This window comes from Nocardioides taihuensis, from assembly GCF_042657275.1.
Classification (GTDB): Bacteria; Actinomycetota; Actinomycetes; order Propionibacteriales; family Nocardioidaceae; genus Nocardioides; species Nocardioides taihuensis.
Genome location: NZ_JBHSKD010000024.1, coordinates 63,894 through 77,400 on the forward strand (window position 1 = coordinate 63,894; position 13,507 = coordinate 77,400).

Here is a 13,507-nt window from a genome sequence, read left to right on the forward strand (position 1 = left end):
GTCCTCGTGGGGAGGGCACGGTGAGGCGGCCCCAGCCGGCCACCGACCGCGACATCCGCAAGCACCTGCTGCGCGACGAGGGCGAGGTGGTGGTCGACGTCGTGCACCACCACTGGGCGGCCTACACGGTGCCGGTGCTGGAGGGGCTCGGCGCCTTCCTCCTGCTGCTGGCGACGGCGGTGGTGCCGGTGCAGCTCTCGACCGCGGTCTTCGTGATCGCGCTGGTGGTGGCGGCCGTCGCGGCGTGGGGCTTCGCGCGCGAGCGCCGCGACCGTTTCGTGGTGACCAACATGCGGGTCTTCCGGATCCACGGCGTGCTCGCCCAGCACCTGGCCACGATGCCGCTGAGCCGGATCCTCGACATCACGGTCAACAAGCCGCTGCACGGGAGGGTGCTCGGCTTCGGGCACTTCGTCTTCGAGTCGGCGGCGCAGGAGCAGGGCCTCCGCGAGATCCGCTACGTCGGGCGACCCGACGACCGCGACCTCGCCATCCAGCGGGTGGTCCAGCGGTCGGGCCTGCGCGGGCCGCGCGTCATCAACTAGACGCTGCCGCGACCGGGGCGGGGTCGTCCCCGGCCCTCGGTAGGGTGCCCGCATGCCCGGATCTGGGAGGCCTGGAGCCCGCCTGCCGTTCGACCCCATCGACGAGGCGGCCCGGCAGTGGGGACTGCGCTGGCCCGGGGTGCCGGCCATGCACGCGGTCACCTCCCTGATGCGCGTCCAGCAGCTGGTGATCGGCCAGCTCGACGCGCTGCTGAGGCCGCACGGGCTGACCTTCGCCCGCTACGAGGCCCTGGTGCTGCTCGTCTTCTCCTCGCGGGGCTCGCTGCCCCTGGGCAAGATGGGGGAGCGGCTGCAGGTCCACCCCACCTCGGTCACCTCGATCGTCCAGCGGCTCGACGCCGCGGGGCTCGTCGTACGACGTCGGCACCCGGAGGACGGCCGCGCGGTGCTGGCCGAGATCACCGAGGAGGGTCGGCGGCTCGTCGAGACGGCCACCCGCGACCTGGTCTCGGCCGACTTCGGCCTCGGCTCCCTCTCCGACGACCAGCTCGCCGCGCTGTCGACGCTGCTCGCGCCCGTCCGGCACGCGGCCGGCGACTTCTAGACGGTCGTCGTGGTCTCGGCCGACGACGTGCGCGAGGTGGGGCTGGCGCTGCCGCGCACGTACGAGGCGCAGGTCCGCGGGCGCTGGAAGCTGCGCGTGGGCCAGATCGTGTACGTCGCCTTCAGCCGCGACGAGCGCGACATGGGGTTCGGCTTCCCGCGGGCCGAGCGCGACGGCCTGGTGGAGTCCGATCCCGCGACGTTCTTCCTGCCCCGCACCGGCGACCTGCGCTACCCGTGGGTGTGCGCGCACCTCGACCGGCTCGACCACGACGAGATGCGCGAGCTGGTGACCGATGCGTGGCGCTTGTGCACGCCGAAGATGCTGCACGACCTGCCCGAGCTGCCCGCGCCCACGGCCGTGGTCTGGCACCTCGTCGAGCGGCGGGAGTGGGCCGAGGTGCGCGACCTGCTGCATCCCTACGTCCAGCTCACCGACGGCGACGTCGCGATCCGCGGGCGCGCCCGGCTGCTGGCCCATCTCAAGGACCACCCGACCCCGCGCCCGCCGCGCGCGGCCGAGGTCCGGGACGGGCAGCTCTACCGCTGGGTCCGCTGAGCCCCGCCGCCGGCTTGGTCCAGATAGTTGGACGTCCTACTATCTCGGTATGGTCCCGACAAGCCCGACCGACGCCCAGGACTCCACCGACGGGCAGACCGCCCGCCAGCGCTGGCAGGCCCGCTACGAGCAGTCGCGGGTGCGCGAGGCCGACTTCACGACGCTCAGCGGCGTCGAGGTCGACCCGGCGTACGGCACCGACGACTCCGAGTGGCCGGGCGACTTCCCGTTCACCCGCGGTCTCTACCCCACGGGCTACCGCGGCCGGACCTGGACGATCCGGCAGTTCGCCGGCTTCGGCAACGCCCAGCAGACCAACGAGCGCTACCACATGATCCTCGGGCGCGGCGGCGGCGGGCTCTCGGTGGCCTTCGACATGCCGACCCTGATGGGTCGCGACTCCGACGACCCGAAGGCGCTCGGCGAGGTCGGTCACTGCGGCGTCGCGGTCGACAGCGTCGCCGACATGGAGACGCTCTTCGCGGGCATCGACCTCGGTGAGGTCACCACCTCGATGACGATCAGCGGCCCGGCGGTGCCGGTCTTCTGCATGATGCTGGTGGCGGCCGAGCGGGCCGGCGTCGACACCTCCACGATCAACGGCACGCTGCAGACCGACATCTTCAAGGAGTACATCGCGCAGAAGGAGTGGCTCTTCACCCCCGAGCCCCACCTGCGCCTGATCGGTGACCTGATCGAGCACTGCGCCGAGCACATCCCGGCGTACAAGCCGCTCTCGGTCTCCGGCTACCACATCCGCGAGGCCGGCTCCACGGCCGCGCAGGAGCTCGCCTTCACGCTCGCCGACGGCTTCGGGTACGTCGAGCTCGGCCTCTCCCGCGGCCTCGACGTCGACGTGTTCGCCCCCGGCCTGTCGTTCTTCTTCGACGCCCACATCGACTTCTTCGAGGAGATCGCGAAGTTCCGGGCCGCCCGCCGGATCTGGGCGCGCTGGATGCGCGACGTCTACGGCGCCACGAGCGAGAAGGCGCAGTGGCTGCGGTTCCACACCCAGACCGCCGGTGTCTCGCTCACCGCGCAGCAGCCCTACAACAACGTCGTCCGCACCGGCGTCGAGGCGCTGTCGGCCGTGCTCGGCGGCACCAACTCGCTGCACACCAACGCCCTCGACGAGACCCTGGCGCTGCCCTCGGAGCAGGCCGCGGAGATCGCGCTGCGCACGCAGCAGGTGATCATGGAGGAGACCGGCGTCGTCAACGTCGCCGACCCGCTCGGCGGCTCGTGGTACGTCGAGGCCCTCACCGACCGGATCGAGGCCGAGGCCAACGCGATCTTCGACCGGATCCTGGCCATGGGCGGCTCGACGCTGACCCACGCCGACACCGAGGAGCTGGCCGCGACCATGCGCCGCTCCACGGGCCGGCGTGACGGCGGCGACTGGCCGGTCACCCAGGGCCTCCTGCGCGGCATCGAGGAGGGCTGGTTCATGTCCGAGATCGCCGAGGCCGCGTTCCAGTACCAGACCGCGCTGGAGAAGGGCGCGAAGAAGATCGTCGGCGTCAACTGCCACGAGGACTCCGTGACCCACGACCTCGAGATCCTGCGGGTCAGCCACGAGGTCGAGGTCGAGCAGGTGCGGGCGCTGGCCGCCCGGCGCCAGGCGCGCGACGAGGACGCCGCCCGCGCCGCGGTCGCCCGGATGGTCGAGGTCTCGCGCACCGAGGAGAACATGATCGAGGCGATGCTCGACGCGTGCCGTGCCGAGGCCACCCTGGGCGAGATCTGCGACGCCCTGCGCGCCGAGTGGGGCGAGTACCGGGAGCCCGCGCGCTTCTGAGCTCCACCCGCCACGGGAGGCGGCAGGAGCCGCTCGCGCGGGGGTTCCTAGGATGGGCGCCATGACCCAGCAGCCGTTCAGCCGCCCCGGAGCCGTCGACCTGTCGGGGCTCAAGCGCACCGCTCCCGCCACCACCGGCGGCGCCCCCGCGCCCGCGTCCGCGGGAGGTGCGCCGGCCGGGTCCTCGGCGTACGCCGTCGACGTCGACCAGACCAACCTGCAGGCGACCGTGGAGGCCTCGGTCACGGCGCCGGTGCTGCTGGTCTTCTTCTCGCGGACGCGGATGCCGGAGAGCGGCCAGCTCGCCGACGACGTCGTCACGCTGTCGACGGAGTTCGAGGGCCGGTTCCTGGCCGGGCTGGTCGACATCGACGCGGCACCCGAGGTGGCGCAGGCGATGCAGATCCCCTCGATCCCGCTCGTGGTCGCGGTGCTCGACGGCCGTCCGATGCCCCTGCTGCAGGACGTCGTCCCGCTGGAGGAGCTGCGCACGGCGCTGACCCAGGTGATGCAGCAGCTCACCGTGCAGGGCGTGACCGGCCGGCACCAGCCGCGGCACGGGCAGGTGGTCGAGAGTGACGGCGTCGAGGAGGTCGTCGACCCGCGCTACGCACCCGCGGAGGACGCGCTCGCGGCCGGCGACCTGCCGCGCGCGATCGCGGAGTACCAGAAGCTGGTCGACGCCAACCCTGCCGACGTCGAGGCCGCGGCCGGCCTGGCCCGCGCGCGCCTGATCGAGCGCACCCAGGACGCCGACCTGAACGCCGCCCGCGCGGCGGCCGCCGCGGCGCCCGACGACGTGGACGCGCAGATCCTCGTCGCCGACCTCGACCTCCTCGGCGGCCACGTCGACGACGCCTTCGACCGGCTGGTCGAGCTCGTGCGCCGCTCTGCCGGCGACGACCGGGACCGCGCCCGCGAGCACCTGCTCGGCCTCTTCGGCGCCGTCGGCAACGACGACCCGCGCGTCCTCCGGGGCCGCCAGAAGCTCGCGTCCGCCCTCTTCTGACGCTGACCCGCCGTTGGTTGACGGCGGGGTCAGCGGCCGGACTCGGTGTACGCCGGGCCGGCGCCGCCGACGTTGGCGAGCGCGGAGACGATCCGGCGGGCGGTGAAGTCGGCGCAGCGCTCCTCGACCTCCGTCAGGGTGCAGAAGGCGGCGTGCCGGATCTCGCGCTCCTGGCGCACGAGCTCGTCGAGCACGGCCTCGGGGTGGACGCCGCCGTCGAAGACCAGGCACAGCGCGTCGTCCCAGCCGCTCCATGGCGGGAGCCAGTCGGTGAGGAGCAGCGGTCCGGCCTCGAGGGAGAGGCCGAGCTCCTCGCGCACCTCGCGGGTCACGGCCAGCTGCGGTGACTCGCCGACCTCCACCACGCCGCCGGGGAGGTCCCAGTCGTTCTTGTAGGTGAGCTGGCAGAGCAGCACCCGCTCGTCGTCGTCGCGCACCAGCATCTGGCTGATCGCGCGCTTGCGGGGGAGGAAGGAGTTGAGCAGCGCCCGGAAGCCCTGCGGCTCGTGCACGGGCTCGTCGGTGACCAGGCGCGCGTAGACGATCCGGTCGACCGCCTCGCCCGACACCGTCACCCCGCGCATCACGCCCTCGCGGCGCATGCCCGACCAGGTCGCGACCCGCTGGGCGGTCTCGTCGTCGGGCGCCACCAGCGTCTCCACGCGCACGTGGGCGTCGAGGGCCTCCTCGACCACGCGTCGTACGACGTCCACGGCGGCGGGCAGGCCCTGGTGCTGCACCTCGTCGGCCCAGCTGACCCGGGCCACGCCCTCCGCCACCGTGGTCACGGTGGTGGGCTGCTCGGTCACACCAGTCACCCTAGCGAGCACGCGGTCAGGCCGCGGTGGCCGAGGTCGCCAGCGATGCGACGTGGTGCTCGAGTGCCGACACGGCCTCCTCCGGCGTCAGCCTGCCCAGGCAGGCGTGGAGTGTGAGGCCGTCCAGCAGCGCCAGCGTCCGGCGTCGTTCCTGCACCTCCTCGACCCCAACCAGTGCCAGCGCCCGGTCGACCACGAGGGCACGGTGCGTGTGGTGGTCGGTCAGGCGGCCGGCGAGGGGATCGTCACCCGCACCGGGCGCCGGCGTCGTCGGGTCGAGGTCCTCGGGCACGAAGCCGCGGTCGGCGATCGCGTGCTCGGCGCGGAGGGCGGCGGCCGTGTCCTGCTCGCCCACGACCAGGCGGCGCGCATCGAGGGCGAGGCGGAGCCACACGAGCTCCTCGGGAACCCTGGCCTCCTCGTCCGGCAGGAGCTGGCGCAGCAGGTCCAGCGCCAGGTCGGCTCCGGCCAGGCCGCGGGGGCGGTGCCACAGGGACCTCGAGCGGCGGCGCTCCACCTCGTCGAGGGCCAGTCCGCGCAGGTCAGCATCCTCGGCCAAGAGCCGGCGGACGCTGTTGACCGAGATGCCGAGTGCCGCGGCGACCGCTCGCCGGCTGAGTGCCTGCGGGCCGACGTCGCGCACCAGGACGAAGGCGGCGCGCCGGAAGAAGTCGAAGCGGGACGCGTAGTCGATGAGTCGGGGCACCCCAGAGTCCTACCGCGTCAGCCGTCGCGAGGAACGTGTGTCTCCACAGGCCTGCGCTCTGCCAGCGAGGAGGAACGCGGTGTTCCGGTTCCCGGGGCGCGCCCGCAGAGGTTCTGGAACAGGCCGTCTCACCACGCCGTGGTGAGCGTCGGCGGAAGCGGTGCGGGGTGTTCCAGATCCCGGGTCAGGGCTGGTGGCGCAGCCAGAGCGTCCCGAGCGGCGGCAGCGCGATCCGGGCCGAGGCCGGCTGCCCCTGGGCCGGGTCGTCCGCGGCCTTCACGGCGCCGAGGTTGCCGACGCCGCTCCCGGTGTAGGCCTCGGCGTCGGTGTTGAGCACCTCGGTCCAGGTGCCCGCGCGCGGCAGGCCGAGCCGGACGTCGTGCGGGGTCGCCGAGAAGTTGGCGACGCACACCAGCTCGGGGTCGTCGGCACCACCGCGGCGCACGAACGAGAAGACGTTGCGGCCGGCGTCGTTGGCATCGATCCACGAGAAGCCCGCCGGCTCGTGGTCATGCGTCCAGAGCGCGGGGGAGTCGCGGTAGACGCGGTTGAGGTCGCGCACGAGCGACTGCACGCCCCGGTGCTCGGGGTGGTCGAGCAGCCACCAGTCGAGCTCCCGCGACTCCGCCCACTCCGACTCCTGGCCGATCTCGGCGCCCATGAAGAGCAGCTGCTTGCCCGGGTGCGCCCACATGAAGGCGAGGAACGCGCGCAGGTTCGCCAGCTGCTGCCACCGGTCACCTGGCATCTTGCGCAGCAGCGAGCCCTTGCCGTGCACGACCTCGTCGTGGCTGATCGGCAGCACGTAGTTCTCCGACCAGGCGTAGGTGAGCGCGAAGGTCAGCTCGTGGTGGTGGTAGGCCCGGTGCACGGGATCGCGCTTGAGGTAGCCGAGCGTGTCGTGCATCCAGCCCATGTTCCACTTGAAGCCGAAGCCGAGCCCGCCACCGCTCGTCGGCCCGGTGACGCCGGGCCACGAGGTGGACTCCTCGGCGATCGTGGTGATACCGGGCACCCGCTTGTAGACGGTCGCGTTCATCTCCTGGAGGAACTGCACCGCCTCGAGGTTCTCGCGTCCGCCGAACTTGTTGGGCGTCCACTCGCCCTCGGGACGTGCGTAGTCGAGGTAGAGCATCGAGGCGACGCCGTCGACGCGCAGCCCGTCCGCGTGGAACTCCTCGAGCCAGAACAGCGCATTGGCGTAGAGGAAGTTGCGCACCTCGTGCCGGCCGAAGTTGAAGATGTGGGAGCCCCACTCCTTGTGCCAGCCGCGCTGGGGGTTGGGGTCCTCGTACAACGGGGTGCCGTCGAAGCGCGCCAGCGCCCACTCGTCGGTCGCGAAGTGACCGGGCACCCAGTCGAGGATCACGCCGATCCCGGCCTGGTGGAGCCGGTCGACGAGGAGCCGGAAGCCGTCGGGGTCGCCGAAGCGGGCGTCGGGCGCGAAGTACGACGTCACGTGGTAGCCCCACGAGCCGCCGAACGGGTGCTGCATCACCGGCATCAGCTCGACGTGGGTGAAGCCGAGGTCGGCGACGTAGCGGGGCAGCTCGTCCGCGAGCTGCTCCCAGGTCCACAGGTCGCCGCCGGGGTGGCGCTTCCACGACGCGAGGTGCAGCTCGTAGACCGACATCGCCTCGGAGACCGGCCGCCGCTGCGGCCGCTCGGTCATCCAGGCCTCGTCGCCCCAGGTGTAGGAGGACTCGAAGACCTTCGAGGCGGTCTGCGGTGGCACCTCCGCGAAGTACGCCATCGGGTCGGCCTTCTCGCGCCACTGGCCGTCGGCGCCGAGGATCGCGAACTTGTACGCCGTGCCGCTCCCGGCGCCGGGCACGAACAGCTCCCAGACGCCCGAGCGCCCGAGCTGGCGCATCGGGTGCTCCCGGCCGTCCCAGCTGTTGAAGTCGCCCTTCACGCGCACGCCCCGCGCGGAGGGAGCCCACACGGCGAACGAGGTGCCGTCGACCGTGTCGCCCAGCGGCCCGCGGTAGTGGTGCACCCGGGCGCCGAGCACGTCCCAGAGCCGCTCGTGACGGCCCTCGTTGATGAGGTGCAGGTCCATGTCGCCGAGCGTCGGCAGGAAGCGGTAGGGGTCCTCGACCTCGTGGGCCGCGCCGTCGTAGGTCACGCGGAGCCGGTAGCCCGGCACGTCGGTGAGGTCCTCGGCGCCGACCCAGATCCCCTCGTGCTCGTGGGCCAGCTCGACCTCGTGGTCGTCCCAGACCACGGCCACCGAGTCGGCGAGCGGCTTGAGGACGCGGAAGGTGACGCCGCCGTCGTGGGGGTGCGGGCCGAGCACGGCGTGGGGGTGCCCGTGCTCGCCGCGCACGACGAGGTCGAGCTCGCCCCTGTCGACGGGGGCGATGGCGGAGCTCATGCGGTGCCGATCCTCTCGATCGCGGTCAGGGGGATGTGCAGCCACGAGGGACGGTTGCGGGCCTCGTAGACGGCCTCGTAGACGGCCTTGTCGGCGAGGTACGCCGCGAGCAGCGCGCCCTCCTCGTGGTCGAGGCCGTCGGGTGCGTAGGCGTCGAGGAACGCCGACCGGTTGCGCGACGACCACTCGGTGGCGCGGAACTCACGCTGCGCGGCGACGTCCTCGCCGTCACCGTCGTCGTCGAGCGTCGTCGCGACCACGCGCGGGGCGTAGTCGAAGGACCGGAGCATGCCGGCGACGTCGCGCCACCGGGAGTCGGGCTCGGTGCGGTCGGCGAGCCGCCGGGCCGGCTCGCCCTCGAAGTCGACGATCTTCCAGCCCTTGACCGTGCGCAGGGTCTGGCCGAGGTGGAGGTCGCCGTGCACCTGCTGCACGCTGGCGTAGCTGACCGTCCGCACGGCGTCGAAGGTGCTGCGCAGCGGACCCTCGAACGGCGCGAGGTCGGGCACCGCGGTCAGCGCGTCGTCGAGCCGGCGGTGCATGGCGTCGGCCAGCGCACTCACCCGCTCACCGCGCCAGTCCTCGGTCGGGAAGCTCTCCCGGAGCGTGGCGTGCACCTCGGCCAGCGCCGTGCCCAGGCGCGAGGACTCGGAGGCGAAGTCGCCCCCGACCTCGTCGGCGTGGAGGTCGGCCTCCGCGAAGAGGTTGCGGACGCTGTTGAGCGCGAGGTCCCAGCCGTCGGTGGCCGTGCGCAGGAACTGCTGGAGCATCGCGAGGTGCAGCACGTCGTCGCGGTCGGCGCCCTCACCGGTCACGGCGTCGCACTCGAGCCAGCCGTAGAGGGCGGCGACGTGCTCGGAGCCGGCGCGGGTCAGCACCTCGTGCACGGTGATGTCGGGGTTGCGGCCCGGGGTCACCCGGCGGAAGACCTTCATCAGCGAGTCCTCGCCGAAGGCCACCGAGCTGTTGGACTGCTCGCCCGAGAAGAGCGTCGAGTGGACCTCGGTGTCGAGGTCGTGCCCCGGGAGACGGTGGAACCGCAGCGGCTCGTCGTCGGTGGCGTCCGCGTCGGGGGCCGTGGTGGCGAACCGGTCGAGCCAGCACGCCATCGCGGCGCGGTCGTGCACGGCGTCGTACACGAGTGCCTTGCCGAAGCTCTCGTCGTCCCAGGCGCCGAGCAGCGCGTGGCTGAGGTGCTCCTGCGGCTCGCCGTAGAAGGCCAGCGGGAGCTGGTAGTAGTCGACGTCGTCACCGTCGTCGTAGGCCACCTCGACCAGGTCGATGGCGACGCCGGGGCCGTCCTCCGGCAGCGTGCCGGTGGGGGTGTACGTGAGCACGCCGAGCCGGCGGACCGACGCGATCCGGCAGGGTCGCCCCTTGCCGCCGAACCACCGCGCGTTCTGGACGTACGGGAGCAGCGTGGTCTGCGGGTCGTCGGTCAGGTCGGTCACGGTGTCGTCCCCTCCCCGGTTGCCTGGTGCGTGAGTCGGAACCAGTAGAAGCCGTACCCACCGAGAGTGAGGAGATACGGCAGCTCGCCGATCGCCGGGAACGGGACGCCGCCGAGCAGCTCCACAGGCACCATCCCCTCCCAGGGGCGCAGGTCGAGCTCGACGGGCTGCGGGAACCGCGACAGGTTGTTGATGCACAGGATGATGTCGTGGCTGCCGTCCTCGCGGGTGTGCTCGCGGGCGTAGGACAGGATGCTCGGGTTGGAGCCGCCGAGGTCGGTGAAGCTGCCGAGGCCGAACGCAGGGTGGCCCTTGCGGGCGTGGATCATGCGGCGCGTCCAGTGCAGCAGCGAGGAGGAGTTCTCCAGCTGCGCCTCGACGTTCACGCTCTGGTAGCCGGTGACGGGGTCCTGGATCAGCGGCAGGTGCAGCCGTCCCGGGGTCGCGGAGGAGAAGCCGGCATTGCGGTCGGAGGTCCACTGCATCGGGGTGCGGACGCCGTCGCGGTCGCCGAGCCAGATGTTGTCGCCCATCCCGATCTCGTCGCCGTAGTAGAGCACCGGTGATCCGGGCAGCGAGAGCAGCAGCGCGGTGAACAGCTCCATCCGGTTGGTGTCGTGGTCGAGCAGCGGCGCCAAGCGGCGGCGGATCCCGATGTTGGCCTTCATGCGGGGGTCCTTGGCGTACTCGTCCCACATGTAGTCGCGGTCCTCGTCGGTGACCATCTCGAGGGTCAGCTCGTCGTGGTTGCGCAGGAAGATGCCCCACTGGCAGTTGTCCGGGATCGCCGGTGTCTGCTCGAGGATCTCCGAGATCGGGAAGCGCGACTCGCGGCGCACGGCCATGAAGATGCGCGGCATGACCGGGAAGTGGAAGCACATGTGGCACTCGTCGCCACCGCTCTCGAAGTCGCCGAAGTAGTCGACGACGTCGGCGGGCCACTGGTTGGCCTCGGCGAGCAGGACCCGGCCCGGGTAGCGCTCGTCGACGTGGCGGCGCACCTTCTTGAGGAACTCGTGGGTCTCCGGGAGGTTCTCGCCGTTGGTCCCCGGCCGCTCGTAGAGGTACGGGACGGCGTCGAGGCGGAAGCCGTCGAGGCCCATGTCGAGCCAGAAGTCGAGGGCCTCGAGGATCGCGTCGTGGACCCGGGGGTTGTCGAAGTTGAGGTCCGGCTGGTGGCTGAAGAAGCGGTGCCAGAAGTACTGCTGGCGGACCGGGTCCCACGTCCAGTTCGACGGCTCGGTGTCGACGAAGATGATCCGCGCCTCCTCGTAGAGCTCGTCGCTGTCGGACCAGACGTAGAAGTCGCCGTACGGTCCGTCCGGGTCGCTTCGGCTCGCCTGGAACCACGGGTGCTGGTCGCTGGTGTGGTTCATGACGAAGTCGATGATCACGCGGATGCCGCGCTTGTGAGCCTCGTCGAGGAAGAGGTGGAAGTCCTCGACCGTACCGCACTCCGGGAGGATGTCGGTGAAGTCGGCGACGTCGTACCCGCCGTCGCGCAGGGGCGAGGTGAAGAACGGCGGGACCCACAGGCAGTCGACGCCCAGCCAGGCGAGGTAGTCGAGCTTCTCGACCAGCCCGCGGAAGTCTCCGGTGCCGTCGGCGTTGGAGTCGCGGAAGGACCGGACCAGGACCTCGTAGAAGACCGCCGTCTTGAACCAGTCGGGGGTGTCGCCGATGACGTCGACGCTGGCGTGGCTCGGCGAGTCGCTCAACGGGTCCTCCTGACGCTCAGCACGTGAGCCGGTTCGCGGGCGGGGTCGAGCCGCACGTAGTTGTGCTGGCTCCAGGTCCAGTCCTGGCCGGTGATCTCGTCGTGGACGACGAACGAGTCGCCCCAGTCGAGGCCCAGCGCCGGCAGGTCGAGGTGCACCGTCGTCTCGCGCGCCGCGTGCGGGTCGAGGTTGATCACGCTGATCACCACGTCGTCGCCGGCGTGCTTGGAGAAGACGAGGACGTTCTCGTCGTCGCTGCTGTGGATCGCCAGGTCGCGCAGCTGCTGCAGCGCGGGGTGCTCGCGGCGGATCTCGTTGAGCCGGGTGAGGTACGGCGCGAGGGTGCGGCCCTCGGCCTCCGCGGCGTCCCAGTCGCGCACCCGCACCTGGTACTTCTCCGAGTCGAGGTACTCCTCGCTGCCGGGCCGCACCGCGACGTGCTCGAAGAGCTCGTACCCGGCGTACACGCCCCAGCTCGGCGACCCGGTCGAGGCCAGCGCCGCGCGGACCTTGAACGCCGCCGGCCCGCCGTACTGGAGGTAGGCGTGGAGGATGTCGGGGGTGTTCACGAAGAAGTTGGGGCGCATCATCGGCGACGTCTCGTGGGCCAGCTCGCGCAGGTAGTCCTCGATCTCCCACTTGGCCGTGCGCCAGGTGAAGTAGGTGTAGGACTGGTGGAAGCCGACCGCCCCGAGCCCGCGCATCATCGCCGGACGCGTGAACGCCTCGGCGAGGAACAGCACGTCGGGGTCGGTGCGCCGCACCTCGCGCAGCAGCCACTCCCAGAAGGCCACCGGCTTGGTGTGGGGGTTGTCGACGCGGAAGATCCGCACGCCGTGCGACATCCACAGCTTGACGACGCGCAGCATCTCGCGGCAGATGCCGACCGGGTCGTTGTCGAAGTTGAGCGGGTAGATGTCCTGGTACTTCTTCGGCGGGTTCTCCGCGTAGGCGATGGTGCCGTCGGCGCGGGTGGTGAACCACTCGGGGTGCGAGGTCACCCACGGGTGGTCGGGCGCGCACTGCAGCGCCAGGTCGAGCGCGACCTCGAGACCGAGGTCTCGGGCGCGGGCCACGAACGCGTCGAAGTCCTCGAACGTGCCGAGGTCGGGGTGGATCGCGTCGTGGCCGCCGTCCTTGCTGCCGATCGCCCAGGGGGAGCCGGGGTCGTCGGGGCCCGGGGTCAGCGTGTTGTTGGGGCCCTTGCGGTTGACCTCGCCGATGGGGTGGACCGGCGGGAGGTAGATCACGTCGAAGCCCATGGCGGCCACGGCGTCGAGCCGCTTGGCGGCGGTGCGCAGGTCGCCGGAGGTGACCTTCCCGGTCTCCTCGTCGCGGGTGGCGCCCTCCGAGCGGGGGAAGAACTCGTACCAGCTGCCGAAGAGCGCGCGCGGGCGATCGGCGTACGCCGGGAACGGGCCCTCGACGGTCAGGTGCTCGCGGAGCGGGTGGCGCAGGAGGACGTCGTCGAGCTCGGGGTCCTGCAGCGCGGCGAGGCGCGCCTCGACCGGTCGCTCGACGTCGCGGCAGACCTCGACGGCGCCCTCGAGCACCTCTCTGTCGGTGGCGGGCGCGTCGGCGGGCAGGTCCGCCAGCACGCGCTCGAAGAGGAGCCGGCCCTCGGTGAACATCAGCTCCACGTCGACGCCGGCGGGGATCTTGAGCCCGGCGGCGTGCTGCCAGGTGCCGAGCGGGTCGGACCAGGCGTGCACCTCGAACCTCCACGGGCCCTCGGCGTCGGGGGTCACCGGGGCGACCCAGCGGTCGGGCACGTCGCCGTCGCGCGTCATCCGCACGGGCGGGCGGGCCACGCCGTCCGGCCCGGTCATCACCACCTCGGCGCCGAGGGAGTCGTGCCCCTCGCGGAACACGGTCGCGCCGACGGGGAAGGTCTCCCCGCGGGTGGCCTTGGCCGGCTGGCGACCGAGGTCGACCAGGGGGGTCACGTCCATGACAGGAATG

At 71.9% G+C, this 13,507-nt stretch carries 11 protein-coding genes; 5 read left to right on the forward strand and 6 right to left on the reverse strand.

Features of this window, described 5'->3' with window-relative positions; all coding sequences use genetic code 11:
* Window positions 1-20 precede the first annotated feature (20 nt).
* The 5 genes from ACFPGP_RS17365 to ACFPGP_RS17385 all read left to right on the forward strand — a co-directional run bounded on the left by ACFPGP_RS17365 (window position 21) and on the right by ACFPGP_RS17385 (window position 4,475).
* The gene (locus tag ACFPGP_RS17365) at window positions 21-545 is read left to right on the forward strand and encodes a PH domain-containing protein (protein ID WP_378592056.1); all 525 of its coding nucleotides are present in this window, start codon (window positions 21-23) and stop codon (window positions 543-545) included.
* A 52-nt stretch (window positions 546-597) separates the two neighbouring features.
* On the forward strand, window positions 598-1,110 hold the full coding sequence (locus tag ACFPGP_RS17370; protein ID WP_378592057.1) for a MarR family winged helix-turn-helix transcriptional regulator: 513 nt from the start codon (window positions 598-600) through the stop codon (window positions 1,108-1,110).
* A gap of 9 nt (window positions 1,111-1,119) precedes the next feature.
* Window positions 1,120-1,668, forward strand: a complete 549-nt coding sequence (locus tag ACFPGP_RS17375; RefSeq protein WP_378592058.1) for an MmcQ/YjbR family DNA-binding protein — start codon at window positions 1,120-1,122, stop codon at window positions 1,666-1,668.
* A 49-nt stretch (window positions 1,669-1,717) separates the two neighbouring features.
* Complete coding sequence (locus tag ACFPGP_RS17380) at window positions 1,718-3,466, forward strand: acyl-CoA mutase large subunit family protein (RefSeq protein WP_378592059.1); 1,749 nt, start codon at window positions 1,718-1,720, stop codon at window positions 3,464-3,466.
* A gap of 61 nt (window positions 3,467-3,527) precedes the next feature.
* Window positions 3,528-4,475, forward strand: coding sequence for a co-chaperone YbbN (locus tag ACFPGP_RS17385; RefSeq protein WP_378592060.1), 948 nt, complete (start codon window positions 3,528-3,530; stop codon window positions 4,473-4,475).
* Between the two features lie 29 nt (window positions 4,476-4,504).
* Here the strand turns inward: ACFPGP_RS17385 and ACFPGP_RS17390 are convergent, their stop codons facing one another.
* The 6 genes from ACFPGP_RS17390 to ACFPGP_RS17415 form a co-directional block, all read right to left on the reverse strand.
* Entirely contained in the window at window positions 4,505-5,284 is a 780-nt protein-coding gene (locus ACFPGP_RS17390) for an NUDIX hydrolase (RefSeq protein ID WP_378592061.1), read from the reverse strand.
* Between the two features lie 25 nt (window positions 5,285-5,309).
* Complete coding sequence (locus ACFPGP_RS17395) at window positions 5,310-5,999, reverse strand: hypothetical protein (RefSeq protein ID WP_378592062.1); 690 nt, start codon at window positions 5,997-5,999, stop codon at window positions 5,310-5,312.
* A gap of 184 nt (window positions 6,000-6,183) precedes the next feature.
* Entirely contained in the window at window positions 6,184-8,376 is a 2,193-nt protein-coding gene (gene glgB, locus ACFPGP_RS17400; RefSeq protein WP_378592064.1) for a 1,4-alpha-glucan branching protein GlgB, read from the reverse strand.
* Window positions 8,373-9,827: a maltokinase N-terminal cap-like domain-containing protein gene (locus ACFPGP_RS17405; RefSeq protein WP_378592065.1), complete on the reverse strand. Its 1,455-nt coding sequence runs from the start codon at window positions 9,825-9,827 to the stop codon at window positions 8,373-8,375. Before ACFPGP_RS17405 ends, glgB begins: the two co-directional genes overlap by 4 nt.
* Complete coding sequence (gene treS / locus ACFPGP_RS17410; protein ID WP_378592066.1) at window positions 9,824-11,545, reverse strand: maltose alpha-D-glucosyltransferase; 1,722 nt, start codon at window positions 11,543-11,545, stop codon at window positions 9,824-9,826. Before treS ends, ACFPGP_RS17405 begins: the two co-directional genes overlap by 4 nt.
* Window positions 11,542-13,497 (reverse strand): alpha-1,4-glucan--maltose-1-phosphate maltosyltransferase, encoded by a 1,956-nt coding sequence (locus tag ACFPGP_RS17415; RefSeq protein ID WP_378592067.1) that lies wholly within the window; start codon window positions 13,495-13,497, stop codon window positions 11,542-11,544. The genes treS and ACFPGP_RS17415 overlap by 4 nt, the downstream gene beginning before the upstream one ends.
* Window positions 13,498-13,507 lie beyond the last annotated feature (10 nt).